The 20,085-nt window shown below is 56.7% G+C and carries 23 protein-coding genes; 6 read left to right on the top strand and 17 right to left on the bottom strand.

Annotated elements, in window-relative coordinates:
- Nucleotides 1-2: 2 nt before the first annotated feature.
- From AC1RSM_RS15020 to AC1RSM_RS15000, 5 genes are all read right to left on the bottom strand, one after another.
- On the bottom strand, nt 3-1,001 hold the full coding sequence (locus AC1RSM_RS15020; protein WP_492933350.1) for a Bug family tripartite tricarboxylate transporter substrate binding protein: 999 nt from the start codon (nt 999-1,001) through the stop codon (nt 3-5).
- An 83-nt stretch (nt 1,002-1,084) separates the two neighbouring features.
- Entirely contained in the window at nt 1,085-2,134 is a 1,050-nt protein-coding gene (locus AC1RSM_RS15015; RefSeq protein ID WP_492933699.1) for an NAD(P)H-dependent glycerol-3-phosphate dehydrogenase, read from the bottom strand.
- Nucleotides 2,135-2,136: 2 nt separating this feature from the next.
- Nucleotides 2,137-2,634 carry a protein-export chaperone SecB gene (gene secB / locus AC1RSM_RS15010; protein ID WP_492933349.1) on the bottom strand — a complete coding sequence of 166 codons (498 nt, stop codon included), beginning with the start codon at nt 2,632-2,634 and terminating at the stop codon, nt 2,137-2,139.
- A 39-nt stretch (nt 2,635-2,673) separates the two neighbouring features.
- A complete protein-coding gene (gene grxC, locus AC1RSM_RS15005; RefSeq protein WP_492933348.1) occupies nt 2,674-2,931 on the bottom strand; it encodes a glutaredoxin 3 in 258 nt (85 codons plus the stop codon).
- 23 nt (nt 2,932-2,954) lie between these two features.
- Nucleotides 2,955-3,302 carry a rhodanese-like domain-containing protein gene (locus tag AC1RSM_RS15000; protein ID WP_492933347.1) on the bottom strand — a complete coding sequence of 116 codons (348 nt, stop codon included), beginning with the start codon at nt 3,300-3,302 and terminating at the stop codon, nt 2,955-2,957.
- A 161-nt stretch (nt 3,303-3,463) separates the two neighbouring features.
- Between AC1RSM_RS15000 and gpmA the strand changes: the two genes are divergently transcribed.
- The 4 genes from gpmA (at nt 3,464) to AC1RSM_RS14980 (ending at nt 8,247) form a co-directional block, all read left to right on the top strand.
- Nucleotides 3,464-4,210 (top strand): 2,3-diphosphoglycerate-dependent phosphoglycerate mutase, encoded by a 747-nt coding sequence (gene gpmA / locus AC1RSM_RS14995; protein ID WP_492933346.1) that lies wholly within the window; start codon nt 3,464-3,466, stop codon nt 4,208-4,210.
- 2 nt (nt 4,211-4,212) lie between these two features.
- Entirely contained in the window at nt 4,213-5,772 is a 1,560-nt protein-coding gene (locus tag AC1RSM_RS14990) for a murein hydrolase activator EnvC family protein (protein WP_492933345.1), read from the top strand.
- Nucleotides 5,773-5,949: 177 nt separating this feature from the next.
- Nucleotides 5,950-7,461 carry a S41 family peptidase gene (locus AC1RSM_RS14985; RefSeq protein WP_492933344.1) on the top strand — a complete coding sequence of 504 codons (1,512 nt, stop codon included), beginning with the start codon at nt 5,950-5,952 and terminating at the stop codon, nt 7,459-7,461.
- Nucleotides 7,462-7,476: 15 nt separating this feature from the next.
- A complete protein-coding gene (locus AC1RSM_RS14980) occupies nt 7,477-8,247 on the top strand; it encodes a HesA/MoeB/ThiF family protein (RefSeq protein ID WP_492933343.1) in 771 nt (256 codons plus the stop codon).
- A 19-nt stretch (nt 8,248-8,266) separates the two neighbouring features.
- Here AC1RSM_RS14980 and AC1RSM_RS14975 read toward each other — a convergent pair whose 3' ends face one another.
- Entirely contained in the window at nt 8,267-9,202 is a 936-nt protein-coding gene (locus AC1RSM_RS14975; protein WP_492933342.1) for an AraC family transcriptional regulator, read from the bottom strand.
- Between the two features lie 196 nt (nt 9,203-9,398).
- Here AC1RSM_RS14975 and AC1RSM_RS14970 point away from each other — a divergent pair, with 196 nt between their 5' ends.
- Nucleotides 9,399-10,853: an aldehyde dehydrogenase family protein gene (locus AC1RSM_RS14970; RefSeq protein WP_492933341.1), complete on the top strand. Its 1,455-nt coding sequence runs from the start codon at nt 9,399-9,401 to the stop codon at nt 10,851-10,853.
- Nucleotides 10,854-10,859: 6 nt separating this feature from the next.
- Here AC1RSM_RS14970 and AC1RSM_RS14965 read toward each other — a convergent pair whose 3' ends face one another.
- The 6 genes from AC1RSM_RS14965 to AC1RSM_RS14940 all read right to left on the bottom strand — a co-directional run bounded on the left by AC1RSM_RS14965 (nt 10,860) and on the right by AC1RSM_RS14940 (nt 14,943).
- Nucleotides 10,860-11,585: a pyrimidine 5'-nucleotidase gene (locus tag AC1RSM_RS14965; protein ID WP_492933340.1), complete on the bottom strand. Its 726-nt coding sequence runs from the start codon at nt 11,583-11,585 to the stop codon at nt 10,860-10,862.
- A gap of 3 nt (nt 11,586-11,588) precedes the next feature.
- Entirely contained in the window at nt 11,589-12,485 is an 897-nt protein-coding gene (gene argB / locus AC1RSM_RS14960) for an acetylglutamate kinase (protein ID WP_492933339.1), read from the bottom strand.
- Between the two features lie 76 nt (nt 12,486-12,561).
- Nucleotides 12,562-13,062: a peroxiredoxin family protein gene (locus tag AC1RSM_RS14955; protein ID WP_492933338.1), complete on the bottom strand. Its 501-nt coding sequence runs from the start codon at nt 13,060-13,062 to the stop codon at nt 12,562-12,564.
- Nucleotides 13,059-13,748 (bottom strand): BON domain-containing protein, encoded by a 690-nt coding sequence (locus AC1RSM_RS14950; protein ID WP_492933337.1) that lies wholly within the window; start codon nt 13,746-13,748, stop codon nt 13,059-13,061. Before AC1RSM_RS14950 ends, AC1RSM_RS14955 begins: the two co-directional genes overlap by 4 nt.
- Entirely contained in the window at nt 13,745-14,338 is a 594-nt protein-coding gene (locus tag AC1RSM_RS14945) for a phosphoheptose isomerase (protein ID WP_492933336.1), read from the bottom strand. The genes AC1RSM_RS14950 and AC1RSM_RS14945 overlap by 4 nt, the downstream gene beginning before the upstream one ends.
- Nucleotides 14,339-14,484: 146 nt before the next feature.
- Complete coding sequence (locus AC1RSM_RS14940; protein WP_492933335.1) at nt 14,485-14,943, bottom strand: YraN family protein; 459 nt, start codon at nt 14,941-14,943, stop codon at nt 14,485-14,487.
- Between the two features lie 34 nt (nt 14,944-14,977).
- Between AC1RSM_RS14940 and rsmI the strand changes: the two genes are divergently transcribed.
- Nucleotides 14,978-15,919, top strand: a complete 942-nt coding sequence (gene rsmI, locus AC1RSM_RS14935) for a 16S rRNA (cytidine(1402)-2'-O)-methyltransferase (RefSeq protein WP_492933334.1) — start codon at nt 14,978-14,980, stop codon at nt 15,917-15,919.
- A gap of 74 nt (nt 15,920-15,993) precedes the next feature.
- Here rsmI and AC1RSM_RS14930 read toward each other — a convergent pair whose 3' ends face one another.
- The 5 genes from AC1RSM_RS14930 to hpf form a co-directional block, all read right to left on the bottom strand.
- Nucleotides 15,994-17,073: a septal ring lytic transglycosylase RlpA family protein gene (locus tag AC1RSM_RS14930; protein ID WP_492933333.1), complete on the bottom strand. Its 1,080-nt coding sequence runs from the start codon at nt 17,071-17,073 to the stop codon at nt 15,994-15,996.
- A complete protein-coding gene (rapZ, locus tag AC1RSM_RS14925) occupies nt 17,070-17,945 on the bottom strand; it encodes an RNase adapter RapZ (RefSeq protein ID WP_492933332.1) in 876 nt (291 codons plus the stop codon). The genes AC1RSM_RS14930 and rapZ overlap by 4 nt, the downstream gene beginning before the upstream one ends.
- Nucleotides 17,946-18,021: 76 nt before the next feature.
- The gene (hprK, locus tag AC1RSM_RS14920) at nt 18,022-18,948 is read right to left on the bottom strand and encodes an HPr(Ser) kinase/phosphatase (protein WP_492933331.1); all 927 of its coding nucleotides are present in this window, start codon (nt 18,946-18,948) and stop codon (nt 18,022-18,024) included.
- Nucleotides 18,920-19,420 (bottom strand): PTS sugar transporter subunit IIA, encoded by a 501-nt coding sequence (locus tag AC1RSM_RS14915; protein ID WP_492933330.1) that lies wholly within the window; start codon nt 19,418-19,420, stop codon nt 18,920-18,922. The genes hprK and AC1RSM_RS14915 overlap by 29 nt, the downstream gene beginning before the upstream one ends.
- A gap of 153 nt (nt 19,421-19,573) precedes the next feature.
- Nucleotides 19,574-19,900 carry a ribosome hibernation-promoting factor, HPF/YfiA family gene (hpf, locus tag AC1RSM_RS14910; RefSeq protein WP_492933329.1) on the bottom strand — a complete coding sequence of 109 codons (327 nt, stop codon included), beginning with the start codon at nt 19,898-19,900 and terminating at the stop codon, nt 19,574-19,576.
- Between the last annotated feature and the right edge of the window lie 185 nt (nt 19,901-20,085).

The raw sequence follows: 20,085 nt of genomic DNA, 5'->3' as shown, positions 1-20,085 counted from the left end.
CCTTATTCCAGCGACAGGTTCAGGCGTTCGATAACTTCATCCCAACGGGCTTTGTCGGCAATTACTTTGTCGGTCAGCTCTTGCGGAGTAGACGGTTCGGCCGAGAAGTAAAAGGCATTGAGCTTGGCCTTGATGTCGTCACGCTGCAAGATCGTGGTGATTTCCTGATTCAGGCGCTTAACCACATCGTCCGAGGTGTTGTGGGGTACAAAAAAAGCATCCCAGGAAATAGCCTCAAAATTCTCCAGCCCTGCTTGCGGCATGGTGGGCAGACCGGGGAGCAGTTCGCTGGGCTGCAAGGATGTGACGGCCAGCGCTTTGACCTTGCCAGCTTCGACTTGAGGCATGGCAATACCGGGGACCATAAAGGCCGCATCAATGTCGCCGCCAATAATCGCGGTCAGGATTTGAGGGAAGCCCGAGTACGGAATCTGCTCCAGCTGGATGTCTACTGCATGTTCCAGCATGGCCATCGCCAGGTGAGCAGAGCTGCCTGGGCCTACGGAGCCGTAGTTCAGCGCGCCAGGGCGGGATTTGGCCAGTGCAATGAATTCTTCCACTGTGTTGGCGGGCGAGTTGGCGGGTACCACCAATACGTTGGGGCTGGTGCCAATCATGGAGATAGGCTGCAGATCGTGCAGTGGATCGTAGCCCAAGGAGGTCTTGTACAGGGTAGGGGCCGTCACCATGGGACCATTGATGGTCAGCAGCAGGGTGTAGCCGTCTGGTTTGGCATGCGCCACAAAGCGAGTGCCGATATTGCCGCCAGCGCCGGGGCGATTATCCACAATGACAGTCTGTCCCAGGGCCTGGGACAGTGGCTCGGAGATGGCGCGGGCCAGGGCGTCAGGCGAGGAGCCAGCGGGAAATGGCACAACCATTTGAATCGGGCGCTCAGGCCAGCTGGATTGAGCTTGAGCCGAGTGAGCCAGCAAACCAGTGCAGGCCAGCCCCAGTACGGAGCGGATCAGCAGATCACGAGAACGAGCAAGCAATGACATTGTTTTGATTCTGAATAATAAGACGGTTGACTACAGACCTGGCAGCTCGGGGTAACGAGTCAGGCTGAGCAGACGGGAAGGTGTTAGTGGCCTTCTTGTTTGGCTTCGCGGCTGAGCAAGCCATGAACGGCTTCACGGGGAGACAATCCTTCAAACAGGATTTTGCACACCGCAGCCGTAATGGGCAGTTCGATTTTGTGGGCGCGGCCCATTTCCAGCACAGAACGGGCACAGCGTACGCCTTCGGCAGTGATGCCAGTGGCCAGAATGCTGTCCAGGCTCTCACCCGCACCTAGTGCCATGCCTACCTGACGGTTGCGAGACAGCTCGCCAGTGGCTGTCAGGACCAGATCGCCCAAACCGGCCAGACCGGAGAAGGTTTCTGCCTGACCGCCCAGAGCGACACCCAGGCGCTGCATTTCAGCCAGGCCTCGGGTTATCAGGGCTGCACGAGCGTTGTGGCCCAGGCCCAATGCGTCGCCAATGCCACAGGCAATGGCCATGATGTTTTTGACAGCGCCACCTACTTCCACGCCGATCATATCGGTGCTGGTGTAGAGACGGGCTTGTTTGCCATGCAATGCCGCCAGGGCAATGCCAGCCATATCGGCAGGCTCGCAGGCCAGTGTCAGCGCAACAGGCAGGCCTTTGGCCACTTCCAGTGCGAACGAGGGGCCAGACAAGACGGCGCGGCCTAACCAGGGATGGTCGGGTAGGTTTTCTCGCACAATCTGGTGGGGCAATAAACCGCTTTCCTGATGAAAGCCTTTGCAGGTCCACACCAGCAACACGGGATGACGTCGTGTGGTGGGCAGGTGCTGGGCCAGATCCTGGCAGGTTTGCGCCAGACCCCGTACAGGGACGCCCAAAATCAGCAGGGCGGGGCCGGTATCGTCAGCCAGGGCGAAATCCAGGGTTTGTTTCAGACTATCGCTGGCTTGCAGCGATTCAGGCAGCAGGACATCGGGCAGGTAGGCAGGATTGCGATGATCCTGTCCGATGGCCTGTGCCGTCGAAGCTTTGCGCGCCCACACCATCGTAGGAGCTTGGACACTGGCCAGAGCGGCCAGTGCCGTACCCCAGCTACCTGCGCCCAGGACTGCAACACGAGTAGAGGTGTGTGCGTGCGGCATCATCAGGCCTGCAAAGGTTGGCCGTCAGCTTGACCAGCACCTTGTTGCTGGGCCAGGCGCTGCTCGTACAGCGACTGGAAGTTCACTTCCGTCAGGTGCAGGGCAGGCAGGGAGGTGCGGTTGATGGCATCGGCCACGGCAGCACGCAAGTAGGGGTACAGCATGGTTGGGCACACAATGCCCAGCAGGGGCTCCAGCTGCTCTTCAGGAATGTGGGCAGCTTCAAAAATACCGGCCTGGGTGGCTTCCACCAAGTACATGACTTTGTCGCCAATACGAGTGGTAACCGTAGCTGTCACGGTGCTTTCGTAAACAGTGTCAGCCAAGCGTTGGCCGCCCACATTGATGGACACTTCCACGGAAGGGGCCTCTTGCTCCAGAAAGATCTGGGGGGCGTTGGGCATTTCGATGGACAGGTCTTTGATGTAGGTGCGCTGCAAGCTGAAGCTAGGCTGTTGTGCTTCTTGTTCGGCAGCGGCTGGAGTGTTCTGGTCGGCCATGGGGCATCCTATGGGATAAAAAAATTGTTAGAAAAAAAATCAGGCAGCGAGCAGTGGCAACAAGCCACCTTCGCGGTCCAATGCGGCCAGATCATCATAGCCACCTACATGGGTGTCACCAATGTAGATTTGGGGAACGGTACGCCGGCCGGTGCGCTCCATCATGAGAGCGCGCTGTTCAGGTTCGCGATCAATCATGATTTTATTGATTTCAGTGACGCCGCGCTGCTTGAGCAGCATTTCAGCACGCACACAAAATGGGCACACCATTGTGGAGTACATCGTGACTTTTGCCATGAGAACCTCGGGGAAGTAGGAACTTACGATTTTTTGACGGGCAGGCTCGACTGCATCCAGGCCTGAATGCCGCCTTGCAGCGTGAAAGCTTCGGTAATGCCATGCTTGCGCAGGACGGCTACACTGCGCGAAGCGCTGCGGCCGGTATCGCATACCAGAATGACAGGCTTGTCTTTAGGCAGGCTGCTGGCTTTACCGTCAAGGTCGGCGGCAGGAATGTTGCGCGATTGTGGAATCGCACCCGCTTTGAACTGATCCGCGCTACGCAGATCAATCATGATGGCGTCTTTCTGGTTTACCATCTGTACCGCTTCTGAGCTTGAAACTGCGCGCCCCGCACGGCCTTTGAAAAAGCTGGGTATTAACAGCATAATGCCGGCAAGCAGCGCAATTGCTAAAATTAGAAGGTTATTCTGACTTAAGATGAAGTCCACGTTAAATCCTGTTGATTACCAAGAAAAGCAAGAAAAAAGGGCAAGATCACACGATTATAGAGTGGCGCCAATTTTTCAACCTCGAGGCTGTTTTTACCATGTATAAACTTGTACTGATGCGGCACGGCGAAAGCCAGTGGAACCTGGAGAACCGGTTTACTGGCTGGACCGATGTCGATCTTACCGAAACCGGGCGTCAACAGGCAAAGCAAGCCGGTGACTTGCTCAAAGAAAACGGTTTTGAGTTCGACCTGGCTTTCGCCTCGGTTCTCAAGCGCGCTATCCGTACCTTGTGGATCGCCTTGGATTCGATGGACGCCATGCACACCCCTGTAGGCCTGAGCTGGCGCTTGAACGAACGCCATTATGGTGCCTTACAAGGCTTAAATAAAGCCGAAACTGCACAAAAGTACGGTGAAGATCAAGTGCTGATCTGGCGTCGTGCCTACGCGATCGCTCCTGATCCCGTGGCCGTGGACGATCCACGCAACCCGCGTTTTGATGCTCGCTACGCGCGCGTGGCTGACGATCAGTTGCCTCGCACCGAGTGTTTGCAAGACACCGTGGCGCGTGTGGTGCCTTTCTGGGACGAGTCCATTGCACCTGCTATCCGCTCCGGTCGTCGTGTTCTGGTGACTGCCCACGGCAATAGCCTGCGCGCCTTGATCAAGCACCTGGACGGCATCTCGGACGAGGATATCGTTCACCTGAACATCCCAACCGGTCAGCCTCTGGTTTACGAACTGGATGAGAACCTGCGTCCTATCCGCCACTACTACCTGGGTGACCAGGCAGCCATTGAGGCGCAGATGCAAGCCGTAGCCAATCAGGGCAAGGCGCAGTAAAAATGTGGCGCTACAGCGTTTGTCTGTTGCTGGCAGCCTGGACCATTCCGGCCCTGGCTGCTGATCCTGATCTGGCCGCGCGTCAGGCACAGGCTCAAAAGCAGCAGGCAGAGCTGCGCCAAAAAATTGAAACGCTGCGTAAAACCATTGATACCAGCGAAGGCTCGCGTCGTGATGCGGCCAATGCCTTGCGGGAATCCGAGCAAGCTATCTCGGATATTGATCGCACCTTGGCCCAGATTGAGCAGCGCCAAGAGCAGTTGCACCAGCAGTTGGGAACGCTGGGCAAGCAAATCAGTGAACAGCACATCATTAAAGAGCAGCGCCAGCAGGAATTGGCTGAGCAGTTGCGGGCGCAGTACGCCAATGGCGTGTCGCCCTGGTCTGCCCTGTTATCAGGGGACGACCCCAATGTCATTAATCGCGAACTGCATTACTTAGGCTATGTGTCGCGCCAGCAGACCGAGCAGGTTCATAAAGTACGCCGCACGGTAGAGCGGTTGGATCGTTTGCAGACTCAGGTTGCTGCCCGCGAAAAAGAGCAAGAGCAGTTAGCTAAAGATGCCGCTGCCCAGAAAGAGGCGTTGGAAGAACAAAAAGAAAAACGCGCCAAAGTGGTCGCGGATATCAGTGCGGATCTGGAACGCCAGCGTGGCCAGGCCGCCAATTTGCAAAATAATGACAAACGGCTGGGGGATTTGATCTCCGGTCTGGAAACAGAAATTGCCCGTCAGGCCGAGCTGGCCCGTAGGGCGGAAGAACAACGTCGTCGTGAAGCGGCGCGGCGCGCGGAAGAAGCGCGCAAGGCCGAGCTGGCGCGTCAGCAAGAGTTGCAACGCAAGGCCCAGCAGGAACAGGCCGCCCGAGAACAAGCGCGTCTGGAGCGCGAGCGAGAACTGCTGGAGCGGGCTCGTGCCACCCAGCCGCCTTTGCCACCGGCTCTGCCCCGCAGTACGCCAGAGAAACCCGAGCCTGAGCAGCCCATTCCGCGGCCGCCCTTAACTTACACGCCGCCCACTACGAACGAGCGCCTGCTGTCAGACAGTCTGGAAGCCAGCTCAGAGCCTAGCGAACCCATTGCCAAGCCCGTCGCGCCCAAAGTGCGCGAAGTGCAAGCTCTGGAAGAGCCTGCCAATGAGCCCGCGGCGCCCGCTTTGGAACCAGAAGGTGGATTTCCAGGTCTGAAGCGTGGCTTGCCATATCCGGTGCGTGGCGAGAAACAAGGCAAGTTTGGTGCGGAACGCCCTGACGGCGGTGTTTGGCGAGGTATCGTGTTGCGGGCGCAAGCTGGTACGACCGTGCGGGCCGTGGCTCCTGGTCGGGTGGTCTTTGCCAACTGGATGGCCGGTTTTGGCAATCTCATGATTATTGATCATGGTCGCGAATACTTGAGCGTTTATGCCTATAACCAGAGCACACTCAAGCAGGTTGGCGATGTGGTCGGTCGTGGTGAAGCAGTGGCGCGGGTAGGGGCAACGGGCGGGCAGGTTGAGCCTGGCTTGTATTTCGAACTGCGCCATCAGGGCAAACCGATTAATCCCGAGGTTTGGCTGGGTTCTTGACCCTGTTTTTGTCCCCGGTGGATGCTTACGCATTTACGTTTGCTCGCATTTGTAGCGCAGGGTAGCGACTACAAGCCAGTTCACGCTGGTACGCGCTTTACGCTACTCTTATAATGCATGGTCGGGCCAGCTCCCAGAGCTTGCCCCGTCTTGAATCTGAAAATAATGGGAATGTGCATGAGCACTCGAAGGATTGGCAGCATAGGTCTAGTGGCAGCAGGTGCTGTGGGCGGTATTTTGATCAGCCTGGGCATTACTGCGGTCGCTCAACGCGGCGAGCCATTGCCTTTGCGCGAACTGCAGCAGTTCGCCAATGTGTTTGCTGCCATCAAGAATACTTACGTGGAGCCTTTGACGGATCAGGCTTTGGTCAATAACGCGATCAAAGGCTTGTTTACCGATCTGGACCCGCACTCGGCTTATCTGGATGCTGACGCTTTCAAAGAAATGGAAGCGATGACTCAAGGCGGCTTCGGCGGCCTGGGTATTGAGATTGGCAGTGAAGATGGAATGCCCAAAGTGATCTCGCCCATCGAGGACACGCCTGCTGCCCGTGCCGGTATTTTGGCGGGCGACATCATCACGCACATCAATGGCAAACCCACCAAAGATCTGAGCCTGAACGATGCCGTCAAGCAGATGCGGGGTGAACCTAACACCTCCATCAAGCTGACTATTCGTCGAGCAGGCCGGGACAAACCTCTGGAATTCACATTGGTGCGCGACGTCATCAAGGTGCGCAGTGTGCGCTCCAAGATGCTGGACGACAATGTGGCCTATGTGCGTATTGCCCAGTTCCAGGAACGCACGGCTGCGGACGTGGTCAAGCAGTTGGCTGAAGTGAACAAAGGCCCAGGCGCACCTAAGGGCTTGGTGATTGACCTGCGTAACGATCCGGGTGGCTTGCTGGAAAGCGCGATTGGCGTGTCCTCTGCCTTCCTGGATTCCGGGGCTCTGGTTGTGTCGACCAAAGGCCGCATTCCTTCGTCTAACCGCGAGTACTACGTCAAATCCATGCAGTCCGTCCTGGGTGAACTGGATACGGACGCGGATGTTCTGAAAAAGCTGGGCTGGCTCAAGACCGTACCTATCGTGGTGTTGGTTAACGTAGGCTCTGCCTCGGCGTCGGAAATTGTGGCGGGTGCTTTGCAGGATCACAAGCGTGCCACCATTATCGGTAACCGTACCTTTGGTAAGGGCTCGGTTCAAAGTGTGGTGCCGCTGTCTGAAGACGCTGGCCTGAAATTGACCACTGCGCTGTACTACACCCCTAGCGGCACGTCCATCCAGGTAACGGGTGTGGAGCCGGATGTGGTGGTGGACGATACCGCGCAAGGTAATTTGTTCCGTCTGCCTCGTGAAGTGGACTTGAAGCGCCACTTGCTCAACAGCAAGGTCGAGGAAACCACGGAAGAAGAACAGACTGATTTCGGCATGAGCCCGGATTTCAAGATGTTTGAATTCGGTGGTGATGACGACTTCCAGTTGCAGCAAGCGCTGAATCATTTGGCAGGTCGCCCTGTCATCAAGAATGATCCCGCCAAAGTCGCTGCCGCCAAGGAAGCTGCTGCCAAGCGCGAGAAGGAAGTTGGCGACGAGTCGACTGAAAAAAAAAGTCCCTTGAATGAACAACCCAGCGTTGAGCGGTTCCGAATCACCCCCAAGGGTCTCGAACCGGTGAAGCCTTAAGTAAAGGTTCTTGACGTGGAAGATCAGCAATTACTGCGCTATGCGCGGCATATACTGCTCGATGAGTTCGGGGTAGAGGCGCAAGAGCGGGTGCTGGCCTCCCGCATTCTAGTGGTTGGCGCCGGGGGGCTGGGCTCCCCCGTGGTGGCTTATCTAGCCGCTTCGGGTGTGGGTTCCATGATTCTGGTGGACGACGATCAGGTGGAGTTGAGCAATTTGCAACGTCAGATTGCTCACACCACGGATCGCCTGGGCTGGGACAAAGTGGAATCTGCCCGTCTGCATATTGAACAGCTCAATCCTGAAGTTCAGGTTACTCCGGTGGTCCAGCGACTGGATCAGGAAAGCCTGATGCACTGGGTCCAGCAAGTGGATCTGGTTTTGGATTGCTGCGATAACTTTGCGACCCGCCACGCTATCAACCGGGCATGCGTGGCGCTGCGCAAGCCCTTGGTGTCTGGTGCAGCAATTCGTTTTTCTGGTCAGATCAGCACCTACGATTTACGTCAGCCAGAAGCCCCGTGCTATCACTGCCTATTTCCTGAAGCCGATGATGTCGAAGAGTTGCGCTGCGCAACCACAGGCGTTCTGTCGCCTTTGCTGGGTATGGTTGGGAGTGTGCAGGCAGTGGAGGCGTTGAAGCTCTTAGGCGGCTTCGGAGAGCCCTTGGTGGGCCGTTTGCTTAGTGTGGATGCCTTCACCATGAATTGGCACACGGTTCGTTTCCGCAAAGACCCGGCTTGCCCGGTATGCGGACCGGCGGCAGAGCATTCTCATCCTGCCTGAGCTTTTACTTGTTGATTAGCTAAGACGACAGCTCCGGGCCATTGCGATGAAGATGGCCCGGCGTTTTGCCAAAGCGGCGTCGGAACTGGCGGTGAAAGTAAGACAAATCAGAAAATCCGACCGAGTAGGCAACTTGGCCTACCGTATTGGACGGTGTTCGCTGCAATAGTTGCGCGGCCGCTTCCAGGCGCAAATTCATGAGTTGTGCGGTAAAGGTCGTGCCGTGGGTCTTGAATAGCTCTTGTACGGTTCGGGGCGCCATGCCCAGATGCTGGGATAGGGCCGCAATATTCAAGGCCGGATCACCCAAGCGGTCGGACAAATAGCCAAGAGCATCCTCAAAGCGCGCTGCTGTAGGCGCGAGCGGTGCTGTGCGCCGCTCATTAATGCTCATTGCCAGCAGGTCACGCAAACATCGCCAAGCCTGATCGTGTTGATGGGCGCGTAAGCCGTCGGCGGATAGCAAGAGACCTTGCAGGTAATGCTCCAGCAGGGGCAGGCTGGCTCCCGTAGCCAGGGGCTGGGCGACCACGTCATTCAAAGGCCCGGTATACGGCAGCAAGCCTTCCAGAGGCAGCCTTAGGGTGGTCATGATGACCTCATCCACGAAGTCCAGCGTGAAAGGGCTAGTGCCGACATTCAAACTCAAACTGCCGGCCGGCAGCCACTGCTCACGCCCGTTCTGGATCAGGCGGCAGTGGCCTTGCTGATGCACATTCAAAAAGAGCCAGGGCTGGTCAGTTTGCGGTTTGCTGGTGCTGACCCGATAGGGCTGCGCCGTCAGCCTGTTGATGGCCACATCTCCCAAGCGTTGTGAACGCAATGTGCCATGAAAACTTTGTCCGTGGCATTGCGTTTGCACATGTTGAAAAGACTGAGAGATGGCTTGGGTCCAAAGCTTGGCGCCTTGTCCCGGTGGCGAAGTCTGTGTGTCCCAGTGGTAGTTCGTGCTCATGCGTTTTTTTCAGTCTTCTGCGTCATTGTCCAGAGGGTCCTGCGTTCCAGTCCACGACACAGAGAGGCAATCGGCTCAAGAATAGTATCTAAGACAGTACTGCATGGTGGGCTATGGCGCACCTCGGTGGCTATCGGGTTTAACCATGAAGGGTGGCCTGCAGCGCACCCGGAGACAACACAGGAAAGGAGCAGTCATGAGTGAACAATTAAAGCAGATCTACCCCTATATCAATGGGCAAGCCTGGAAGTCGGAAGGGCAGCCTTACAAAGATTTGGTCAATCCCTACACCGGTAAGCCTTTGGCGCGTGTTTTCCTGGCGACCAAACAGGATATTGAAGAAGCCCTGAACAGTGCCGAGCGTGCGCAGCGTACTTGGGGCAAGACTTTAGCCCGTGAGCGTGAAGCGATTCTGTGCCGCGCGGCCGATATTGTGGAACGCCGTCGTGAAGACATCGTACGCGTGCTGGTGGAGGAGGGCGGCAACGTCTACGGCAAGGCGATGTTTGAGTGTGATTACATCATCAGCACCTTCCGTATTGCGGCTGGCCAGACCCGCGACATTCGTGGCGAGACCATGCCCTCTGATCTGCCGGGCCGCATTTCAATGAGCATTCGCCGCCCATTGGGCATTGTGGCCGGGATTGGCCCCTTCAATGCTCCCTTGCTGCTCAATGGCAAAAAGCTGGCTCCCGCTTTGGCGGCAGGCAACAGCTTTATCCTGAAACCCTCGCCGCACACGCCTATGGCTGCCTTGATGTTTGCCGAGATTTTGGAAGAAGCAGGCCTGCCAGCTGGTGTGCTAAGCGTGTTGCTGACAACGGACGAAGCGCTGGGAGACACCTTGTTCTCCGATTCGCGCGTCAAGTTGGTGACCTTTACGGGCTCGGCCCGCGTGGGCCGTATTCTGGCTGACTTGGCCGGTCGTTATCAGAAGCGGATTGTGCTGGAGCTTGGGGGTAAAAGCCCGGTGGTTGTCCTGGATGATGCCACTCTGGATTACGCCGTACGCTCCGCTGCCTTTGGGATTTACTTCAACCAGGGTCAGGTCTGCATGGCCAACTCCCGCATTATTGTGGAACAAGGTATTTACGACGCTTTCTGCGAGGCCTTTGCCAAGCAGGTGGCCCGTATTCCGACGGGCGATCCTGGATTGCCGCAAACGGCAGTGGGCCCACTGATTAGCAGTGAGCAGGCGGATTTTGTGCAGTCCCATATTGAAGATGCCGTATCCAAGGGCGCAACCTTGTTGGCCGGTGGTGGGCGTGAAGGCAATGTGATCCAGCCTACCGCCTTGTGCGACGTCACCCCGGACATGCACCTGTACCACGAAGAGACTTTCGGCCCAGTCGCTGCCATCTACAAGGCGCGCGACTACGAACACGCGCTGGAAATGGCCAATGACACCTCTTATGGTTTGTCTTCAGCCATTCTGACCAACGACCTGCAAAAAGCCATGGATTTTGCCGAACGCATTGAGGCAGGCTCGGTTCATATCAACGACAACTCGTTTGATGATGACCCGAACGCGCCTTTTGGTGGCTTTAAAGATAGTGGCTATGGCAAGGAAAACGGCCGCTATTCGATTGCTGACATGACCGAGCTGAAATGGGTCACCATCCAGCAAGGTGAGCGTCAGCTGGCGTTCTAAACCGTTTCAGGGGCGCGGCCAATTTTTGACCAACTGCGCGATCCGGTTGATGCGCTGGTCAACATAGGAGCTGCGCCCGTGATACAAAGCGCTGAACGGAGTGCCTGCGTTATAGATATGGATGGTTTGCATCCCGATCTGGCGGGCACTTTTCAAATTGCGCAGGGTATCTTCCACCAGAATAACGTCGCGAGCCTGGGACTTGAGTACGGCCAGAGTTTGCTTCATCAAGGCTGGGGAGGGCTTGGGGCGATATCGCCCTTGCAACTGCATATGCTCGATGGACCAGAGACCATCAAAGACGGGCAGCAGATTCAGGGCTTTGAGCACACGCCGTGCATAGTCCATGGGTGCATTGGTCAGCAGCAACTTGTAGCCGGGTAGGCGACGCAACTGGCTTGCCAGACCGCGCTCGGCACTAAGCAGGGAAGGCACGTCAAAGTCGTGCGCATGTTCCAGAAAAGCGGCCGGGTCTGCACCATGGTGACGCTGCAGGCCGATCATGGTGGCGCCGTAACGCCGCCAATATTCCACCCGTAGCTCGTCCGCCATTTCCATATCCACACCCAGCGTTTCCGCTACGCCGATGCGCATGCGCCCATCAATCGCCTGAAAAATGCCCTTGGAGGCATTGTGCAGGGTGTTATCCAGATCAAACAGCCAGATGGGCTCGTCCGGGCGACAGGCAGACAAAGGCCGTGCCCAGGCATGGGCACGGATAGGAGCGCGCACGGATTAGTGAGAGCTGATCATGGTACCGACGCCACGATCAGTCAGGATTTCCAGGAGCAAGCAGTGGGGGACACGACCGTCAATAACATGTACGGAATTGACGCCGTTGCGGGCCGCTTCCAAAGCCGAGGAAATCTTGGGCAGCATGCCGCCAGAGATCGTGCCATCAGCAAACAGCTCGTCAATGGTCTGAGCCGACAGGCGGCGCAGTAATTGGCCAGCCTTGTCCAGCACGCCGGGGGTATTGGTCAGCATGACCAGCTTTTCTGCGCTGAGCACTTCAGCCATCTTGCCAGCGACCACATCGGCGTTGATGTTGTAGGCCTGGCCGTCTTCGCCGTAACCGATAGAGGAAATGACGGGGATGAACTGATCGTCCTGCAGGGCTTTGACCACTTCAGGCTGGATACTTTCAATATCGCCTACAAAGCCGATGTCCAGCAGTTCGCCCGGATGCTCGGCATCGGGCAGCATTTTTTTGGTGACACGAATCATGCCGCCATCTTTACCGGTCAGGCCCACTGCCTTGCCACCGGCTTCATTGATCATCATGACGATGTCTTGCTGCACTTGGCCGCCCAGGACCCATTCCACCACTTCCATGGTTTCGGCGTCTGTCACGCGCATGCCCTGGATGAAGGTGCCTTCCTTGCCAATGCGCTTGAGGGCGTCATTGATCTGGGGGCCGCCACCGTGCACCACAACGGGGTTCAGGCCAACCAGCTTGAGCAAGACGACGTCATGGGCAAAGCTGCGCTGCAAAGCTTCTTCGGTCATGGCATTGCCACCGTATTTGATGACAACGGTCTTGCCGTGGAAGCGACGAATATAGGGCAGGGCCTCGGACAAAACTTCTGCTTTGACGGTCGAGGGATAATTCTGCGGATCTGTGGTGCTCATTGATGCGCTCACTTGAAGAAAACCCGGGTCCACTGCTGGTACCCGGGGTTATGTGGCTGGGGGCAGAAACCGGTTCTTAGCTGCTTGCCAGGGCTTTTTCGACGGTAGCAATAAAGTCCTGCTTGTCGTAGTTACCCAGGTAACGCTTGATGATGTTGCCCTGTTTGTCGAGTAAAAAGGCGGTGGGTGTCAAACGGACATCCCCAAAGGCCTTGGCGATTTCGCCCTTGTCGTCATGGACAACCGTGAACGGCAGTTGGCGGGATTGGGTGAAGTTACGCACGTAATTGATAGGGTCGTGCTTCATGGCAACCGCCACAATGTCAAAGCCCTTACCGGACATGGCATTGAAGTTTTCAATGTTGTCCGGCATTTGCGCCACGCAGGTGGTGCAGTCTGTTGCCCAGAATTTGACCAGCACGACCTTACCTTGCAAGTCTTTGGTTTCAAAGTGCTTGCCATTCAGATCAGTGAAGGCCACATCAGGTGCGCTGGATTTGGAGCCGCCGGACATGGTCCAGACGCCCAGCCCAACGGCTACAGCAACAACAAGGGCAATGATGACAACTTTTTTCATTGGACTGGCATAACTTCTACAGAGGAGGCCGGCGCAGGCTCAGCCGCAGGTGCCGCTGCCTCCGAGGCAGGGCTTTGCTTGTTATTGGTGCTCAAAGGTTGAGCCAGGCTTTCGGCACTGACGTACTCAAAGAGCTTGGCTACTTTGTTCACGCCCGGCACGCTGGCGGCGGCTGTTGCCGCACGCTCACCTTCTTCACGGGTGACGCGGCCCAGCAGGTAGACCACACCACGTTCTGTGGTGGTGGAGATCGTGCGGCTAGGCACTTCTTTGGCGTTTAGCAAAGCAGTGCTGACGCGGGTCGTAATCCAGGAGTCGTTGGAACGCACACCCAAAGCGGTAGGTTCGCCCACACGCAGCTCGTTAACGACACGGCTTACTTTATCCACTTTGGAAACCAGGCGGGCAGCTTCTTCTTTGTCCGCCTGAGTCGGCACATCGCCCGTCAGCAGGGCAACCCCGGCGTAGGAGGTGGTGTTGATGCGGCCTTCCTTGTTTTCCAGCAGACGGCGTGTTTCAGCACCGGCTTTCATGACAATGGTTTTGTCTTCGACCTGTTCGCCGGTTGTGCGGCGGTCGGTAGCTACCACGGCAGTGGTGGCAGCAGCGCCGCCCACCACTAACAGACCGCAGCCGGTCAAGGTGGTACTGGCCAGCAAGGCGGCTAGAATCAAACGGTGTTTCATAGCGGATCTCCGAGCAGCAGCGCGTCAATGCCATCGCACATGGCATGCAACAGAACAATGTGTACTTCTTGAATACGCATGGTTCGGTCGTGAGGTACGCACAAATGAATGTCGGTATCCGAAAGCAGGCTGGCGATTTGACCGCCGCCTTTACCCGTCAGGGCAATAATGACCATATCGCGCTCGCGAGCCGCTTCAATGGCACGGATGACGTTTGGCGAATTGCCGCTGGTGGAGATGGCTACCAGAATGTCACCGGTCTGGCCCAGGGCACTGACCTGACGTTCAAAGATAGAGTCAAAGCCATAGTCATTACCCACCGCCGTCATGATAGAGGTGTCGGTGTTCAAAGCAATGCCGGCCAGGGGCAAACGGTCGCGCTCAAAGCGGCCCACCAGCTCTGCAATGAAGTGCTGGGCGTCGGCTGCTGATCCGCCGTTTCCGCAAGCCAGGATCTTGCCGTCGTTGGCCAAAGTGGCAAACAACAGCTCGACAGCGGCGGCCAAAGGTTCGGCCAGTTCGCGTGTGCTGGCTTTGAGAGTATCGACGGAATCGTCGAAATGCGAAGTCATTAAGGCGATAAGGTCCATAGCGCGCATTATCGCACGGACAATTTCGCTGTGGGGCAGGCATATCGTGTCATGTTGAAAAAAACGCCACGGTATTGAAACGATATGCAGTCTCCCAGGTGAAATCAGGGCTTTGAGCGGCTTTTTTATCGGCTAAAAAGGGATAGTCAGTGCTGCTCAAAAGCATTTTGTATCCAGATCAGGGTTTCGCCCTCGATAGCGATCACATCAAAACGGCAGGCGGGCTGTTTCCCATGGAAGTAGCGTTGGCGCAGAGTGGGCAGCCATTGTTGGGCGCTCAGGATCAACCGGCGCTGCTTGTCCCGGTTTACACTGGCAAGCGCCCCTCCGTAGCCGTTCTGACTGCGCTGGCGCACCTCCAGAAAGACAAGATGCTCCTGATGCCATAGCACCAGATCAATTTCCCCGAAACGAGCGGCAAGCTGTCTGGCCAGAACCTGTGCGCCATGAGCAATAACATGATCGCAAGCGCGTTGTTCGGCACGGTCGCCCGCCTTCTGGCTGGGTGAACGCCTGGGGTTGGTTTTTTTGGCCGCGGGCCGAATGCGCTGCTGACGGCGCAGTTGCCGATGTTGGGCCTGGCGAGCGTATTCAAAGGGATTCATAGGGATACACGATGATGAGAGAGCAGGATCAAGCATGAGTGATACCGAAAACCGACCGCTGGCTGTCGGGGTCTGGCAAAACATGATGGACAAGGTGAAAGGCCAGAGCTGGCCTGCGGCTTGCCTGTATGTGGTGGCCACTCCGATTGGCAATATGGGTGACCTTAGCCTGCGCGGCTGGCAGGCGCTGGAGCTGTGCGACATTATTGCGGCAGAAGACACGCGCGCGACCCGTCCTTTCCTTCAAGCCTGGGGCATACAGACGCCCCTGATGGCGGCCCACCGCCACAACGAGGCGCAAGCTGCTCAATCCATTATTGAGCGTCTGGAGCAAGGGCAGCGTGTCGCCTTGGTGTCCGATGCCGGTGCGCCTGCCGTGAGCGATCCAGGAGCGCGGGTGGTACGTGCAGTACGAGAGGCAGGTTTTCAGGTTGTGCCTTTGCCTGGCCCCTCTGCTGTGATTGCAGCTCTGATGGGTAGCGGGGCCACCAGTGACGAGAACCCGGCTTTTGCTTTTGCCGGTTTCATGCCGCCTAAAACAGTGGCACGCCGTAAATGGTTACAGCATTGGTCCAGTTTGGGCATGCCGGTGCTGATGTTCGAGTCTCCCCATCGCCTGCGCGCTGCGTTGCGCGATATGGAGGAAGTGTGTGGGCCGGAGCGGGAGCTGACGTTCGCACGTGAACTGAGCAAACGTTTCGAGCAGATCCATACGCTGCCATTGGGGCAGGCACAGGCTTGGCTGGATGAAGACAGCCACCGCGAGCAAGGCGAGTTCGTGTTGATCCTGCACGATGCACTCAAGGAAATTGACGAGGATGCTCCGGCGTTGGACGCGGTGACCGAGCGCTGGATGAAGGCCATGCTGGAGCAGGTATCGCTGCGTGATGCGGCCAGGATAGGCAGCCAGGCCACTGGTGTACCCAGGGATGTGCTTTACGCTTGGGGATTGGCTAATTCGCCTAAAGACAAGTAGTCGTTTCTAGCAATGTCAGAAACACAAAGGGGCCGGTTTTTACCGGCCCCTTTGACGTGAGTTAACTCTTGTTTTTAGCGTACGGCAACTGAAGGGTTCAAGCCGGTTTGTTGCTGGATGCGATACGCGGCATTGATTGCTTCTGTGCGAGTTTGATAGGGGCCAATCTGCACGCGGTACAAGTCGTTATGCATTTGAACCTGAGCATTGCGATATTCCACCTGTGCGATTTGGCGGTTGAGTTGTTGTGCCAGGGCCGCTGCATTCTCTCGTGCGGAAAAAGCGCCAAACTGCAAATAGACCCGGCTCTGGCCCGAGGGCGCCTGAGGCTTGCTGGCTGTCGTCGAGCTAGAGGGCACAATCAGCTGCTGGTCGTTGGCGTCGCTGCTCCAGCTGGGGGAGTCGTCCAGCTCTACCGTCAGTTCACCTTCAGCCAGGGCGGCCAAGGCATCGGGTGTGGGTTCCAGCTTTTCGGTAATGGTCAGTGTGGACTTCGGTGCAGCAGGGGCGGGTGCTTGTTGGGGTGCAGGCGCTTCGGCAACCTGGGTCTCGCCACGCGTAAAGCTGCCGCTACGTATTTCTTCCTGGGTGATGGATTCAACCATCACCGTCCCACTGCCGGGAGCAATCAAATCCAGCTTGGCAGCAGCCACATAGGACAAGTCGATGATGCGGGAGCTGTGAAAGGGCCCACGGTCGTTGATGCGCACAACCACGGACTTACCCGTTTTGGGTCGGGTGACGCGGGCGTAGCTGGGAATGGGCAGCGTGGGGTGAGCCGCGGTCATGGCGTACATATCGTAGGTTTCGCCATTGGCCGTTTTCTTGCCATGAAACTTTCGTCCGTACCAGGAAGCAGTGCCGGTCTGGGAAAAGGCTTTGTGTGAAGTGTGGGGTACAAAGCTTTTGCCGAGCACGGTATAGGGACGGGTGTTGCTGCGGGCGATGGGTTCTATTCGGGGGACGGCGTCCGGTGTGGACTGAAGATTGGCAGGGATTCGAGCGTCAGGGCCATCATCTTTGTAGTAGCCCCCACCCCGTGGGGCGGAAACTGTGGCCCCCTGCTTGCTACGCTTGGGGCTGGAAGAGCATCCGGCCAAGATGGCCAGAATGCTCAAGACGGCGCCTAGTTTGTGTAGGGAGGAAAGGCTCATGGGACTGGATTGATAGGCGGCTGATTGCGATGACGCACCAATAAGGGGGCGTAATCGGCAAAACGCAGTGCCAGTTGTTCGGTAACGTAAACAGAGCGATGTTGGCCGCCGGTGCAACCAATGGCCACCGTCAGGTAGTTGCGTGTGTCCTGCATGTACAAAGGCAACCAGCGACGTACAAAGCCCGCAATATCGTCCACCATGGTTTCGACCGAGCCGAACTGGGCCAGCCATTTGGCAACTGGCTCATCGCGTCCTGTCATGGGGCGCAGTTCAGGGTCGTAGTGGGGGTTGGGCAGGCAACGCACGTCAAACACCAGATCGGCATCACCGGGTACGCCGCGCTTGTAGGCAAAAGACTCGAAGGTCAGCACGACGCTGGCGCGATCGGCCTGAACCAGATCACGAACCCAGGCGCGCAGTTGCCCCGGTGTCAGGTCGGTGGTGTCGATGATGTGCCCAAGCTCGCGCAATGGGGCTGTCATTTCGCGTTCGACCTCAATACATTCTTGCAAAGAGGGCGAGCGGCCATCCTGTCGCAGCCGGTCAGTCAGTGGGTGGCGGCGGCGTGACTCCGAGTAACGCTGCATCAAAGTGTGATCGCTGGCGTTCAGAAACAGCACACGCAGGGCGTAGCCTTGTTCGGTCAGTTTGCTGATGACGCCGGGTAGCGTGTCCAGATCACCTGCGCCGCGCACATCAATGGCAACGGCTAAACGCTCCAGCCCTTGCTCGGCAGAGCGTTCGACAAATTCGGCCAGAAATCGGGGTGGCAGATTGTCTATGCACAGGTAGCCGGTATCTTCCAGCAGGCGTAGGGCAACTGATTTTCCCGAACCGGATATGCCGGTAATCAAAACAACTTTCAGCATCGTGGCAAAGGGCTCCGTGTCGCTGCCCAAACGTCGGGCAGCGGTTTATAAGAAACAAGGCAAGCCGTCAGGGTACCTAGTCTTCGCGGCTGTTCATGATAGCCAGTGCCTGGCGTTCGATGAAGTCACCCATCGTATCAATGCCGCGGAAAGCGAGAATGGTATTGCGCACGGCCGCCTCTACCAACACAGCCAGATTTCGGCCAGCCGCCACTTGCAGCATGACGCGTTTGATGTCGACACCCAGCACTTCCTGGGTCTGGTCCTGCGTTGGCAAACGCTCGAAACTATCCGGGTTGGAGCGGACCAAGTGCACAATTAGTTTAAGCTTCATTCTACGACGAACGGAGGTTTCGCCAAAAATGGTGCGTATGTCCAGCAGTCCCAGTCCACGCACTTCCAGTAGGTTCTGCAGTAAGGGCGGGCACTGGCCATCGATCATATTCGGAGCCGTGCGTGACAGCTCGACCGCATCGTCAGCGACCAAACCGTGGCCACGAGAGATCAGCTCCAGCGCCAATTCGCTTTTTCCCAGGCCGGATTCGCCGGTAATCAGCACACCCAAGCCCAGTACGTCCATAAAAACGCCGTGCATGGTGGTTTTGGGGGCCAGGCGCTTGCCCAGATAAATGCGCAACAGGTCTATCAGTTGAGCCGCATCGATCGGGGTGTAGAGCAACGGAACCCCGTTGGCTTCGCAAAATTGGATCAGGTCATCGGGCGCTACCGCATCGTTAGCGATGAAGAGCGCGGGGACACCGCCTTGCCTGAGATCGTCCAGATGATGCAGGCGACGTTTGACGTCAAAGCGGTTGTAGAAAGAGAGTTCTTCAGGACCAAAGACCTGAATACGGCCTGGATGGATCAGGTTTAAGTGACCAACCAGATCGGCGGCAGAGGCGCCAAGATCGGGTATAGGACGCTGAGCGGCGTGTTTTCCGGCCGCCCAGCTCACCTCGAGCTTGTCATTATTGTCATTGACCAGTTCTTGAACTGTCAGCATCGGAGTTTTCCGCGTTGAGATCAGGGGTCTGGGTCAAGATCTGGTGAATGTGAACGGGGTCCGTTTCGTGGGCCAAAGCCTGGCGGATGTCTTGATCAGCCATCAAACGGGCGATCTCGGCAAGCAGGTCTAAGTGGATTTGAGTAGCCGTTTCGGGAACCAGTAAAAAGAACAGCAAGCTTGCAGTCCGGCCGTCGCTGGCATCAAAGCGCACAGGCTCGGCCAGACGCATGAAGACAGCGCAAGGCTCCTTTAAGTCCTTGATGCGGCCATGCGGGACGGCAACATCGTGACCAAGGGCTGTAGAGCCCAGACGCTCGCGAGCAATCAGGCTGTGGAAAACGGCTGTCCGGGCAATGCCGTGATGGTTCTCGAAAATCAGTCCGGCTTGTTCAAAAGCGCGCTTCTTGCTGGTAACAGCAAGATCCAGAACCACGTTGGACAAAGGCAAAATACGCGACAAGAGATTCATGACGGCCATTATAGGGGGGAATGTTTTTTAGCTAAACTTTTTTTGGATAGCGAACAACACATGGGCAGTGTGCCATGAAACACAAAACCCCGAACTTCATAAAAGTACGGGGTTTGTTGGTAGGCTTATGCCCACTGTACTAGTTCGGCACGATTAGACTGCCGGAACTTCGAGCCGCTTGGCGGGCTCATGCGCATGGCTGTTTGCCTTTTCCTTGTATTTCAGCACCTGGCGGTCGATTTTATCGGCCAGCAGATCAATAGCGGCATACAAGTTTTCATCTGAAGAGGCGCAATGTATATCTTTGCCTGGGACTCGGACGGTCACTTCGGCAGTGTGCTTCAGACGTTCGATGGAAAGCATAACCTGGGTGTCAACCACGTTGTCGAAGTGCTTTTCAATTCGACCAATTTTACTTTTGACGTAGTCGCGAATAGCAGGAGTTATGTCAAGATTACGGCCAGTGATATTAAGGCTCATATAGGCTCTCCGTAGTAGTCAAACAACTTGTTCAAGAAGGGCAAAATCTGGTGTCTGTAGGCTCCTTATTAATGATGCTGGATAGTCCAGTATACCTATATGTTGGCCAGATAACATGACTTGGATCAATCTGCCCTGTGCAGGAAAACCCTTGGCCTGGCAGGCCCCGTAACGGGGCCAAAAAC

It is taken from the genome of Alcaligenes sp. GW821-FHT11D07, assembly GCF_058808495.1.
Note: the sequence above shows the minus strand (reverse complement) of the source record. Positions and strands in the feature narration are given on the sequence as shown.

What these genes read in the sequence shown, in the direction of transcription:
- AC1RSM_RS15020 (WP_492933350.1), bottom strand. Translation starts at nt 1,001, where the DNA reads ATGTCATTGCTTGCTCGTTCTCGTGATCTGCTGATCCGCTCCGTACTG.
- AC1RSM_RS15015 (WP_492933699.1), bottom strand. Translation starts at nt 2,134, where the DNA reads ATGCCGCACGCACACACCTCTACTCGTGTTGCAGTCCTGGGCGCAGGT.
- secB (WP_492933349.1), bottom strand. Translation starts at nt 2,634, where the DNA reads ATGGCCGACCAGAACACTCCAGCCGCTGCCGAACAAGAAGCACAACAG.
- grxC (WP_492933348.1), bottom strand. Translation starts at nt 2,931, where the DNA reads ATGGCAAAAGTCACGATGTACTCCACAATGGTGTGCCCATTTTGTGTG.
- AC1RSM_RS15000 (WP_492933347.1), bottom strand. Translation starts at nt 3,302, where the DNA reads ATGCTGTTAATACCCAGCTTTTTCAAAGGCCGTGCGGGGCGCGCAGTT.
- gpmA (WP_492933346.1), top strand. Translation starts at nt 3,464, where the DNA reads ATGTATAAACTTGTACTGATGCGGCACGGCGAAAGCCAGTGGAACCTG.
- AC1RSM_RS14990 (WP_492933345.1), top strand. Translation starts at nt 4,213, where the DNA reads ATGTGGCGCTACAGCGTTTGTCTGTTGCTGGCAGCCTGGACCATTCCG.
- AC1RSM_RS14985 (WP_492933344.1), top strand. Translation starts at nt 5,950, where the DNA reads ATGAGCACTCGAAGGATTGGCAGCATAGGTCTAGTGGCAGCAGGTGCT.
- AC1RSM_RS14975 (WP_492933342.1), bottom strand. Translation starts at nt 9,202, where the DNA reads ATGAGCACGAACTACCACTGGGACACACAGACTTCGCCACCGGGACAA.
- AC1RSM_RS14970 (WP_492933341.1), top strand. Translation starts at nt 9,399, where the DNA reads ATGAGTGAACAATTAAAGCAGATCTACCCCTATATCAATGGGCAAGCC.
- argB (WP_492933339.1), bottom strand. Translation starts at nt 12,485, where the DNA reads ATGAGCACCACAGATCCGCAGAATTATCCCTCGACCGTCAAAGCAGAA.
- AC1RSM_RS14955 (WP_492933338.1), bottom strand. Translation starts at nt 13,062, where the DNA reads ATGAAAAAAGTTGTCATCATTGCCCTTGTTGTTGCTGTAGCCGTTGGG.
- AC1RSM_RS14950 (WP_492933337.1), bottom strand. Translation starts at nt 13,748, where the DNA reads ATGAAACACCGTTTGATTCTAGCCGCCTTGCTGGCCAGTACCACCTTG.
- AC1RSM_RS14945 (WP_492933336.1), bottom strand. Translation starts at nt 14,338, where the DNA reads ATGGACCTTATCGCCTTAATGACTTCGCATTTCGACGATTCCGTCGAT.
- AC1RSM_RS14940 (WP_492933335.1), bottom strand. Translation starts at nt 14,943, where the DNA reads ATGAATCCCTTTGAATACGCTCGCCAGGCCCAACATCGGCAACTGCGC.
- rsmI (WP_492933334.1), top strand. Translation starts at nt 14,978, where the DNA reads ATGAGTGATACCGAAAACCGACCGCTGGCTGTCGGGGTCTGGCAAAAC.
- AC1RSM_RS14930 (WP_492933333.1), bottom strand. Translation starts at nt 17,073, where the DNA reads ATGAGCCTTTCCTCCCTACACAAACTAGGCGCCGTCTTGAGCATTCTG.
- rapZ (WP_492933332.1), bottom strand. Translation starts at nt 17,945, where the DNA reads ATGCTGAAAGTTGTTTTGATTACCGGCATATCCGGTTCGGGAAAATCA.
- hprK (WP_492933331.1), bottom strand. Translation starts at nt 18,948, where the DNA reads ATGCTGACAGTTCAAGAACTGGTCAATGACAATAATGACAAGCTCGAG.
- AC1RSM_RS14915 (WP_492933330.1), bottom strand. Translation starts at nt 19,420, where the DNA reads ATGAATCTCTTGTCGCGTATTTTGCCTTTGTCCAACGTGGTTCTGGAT.
- hpf (WP_492933329.1), bottom strand. Translation starts at nt 19,900, where the DNA reads ATGAGCCTTAATATCACTGGCCGTAATCTTGACATAACTCCTGCTATT.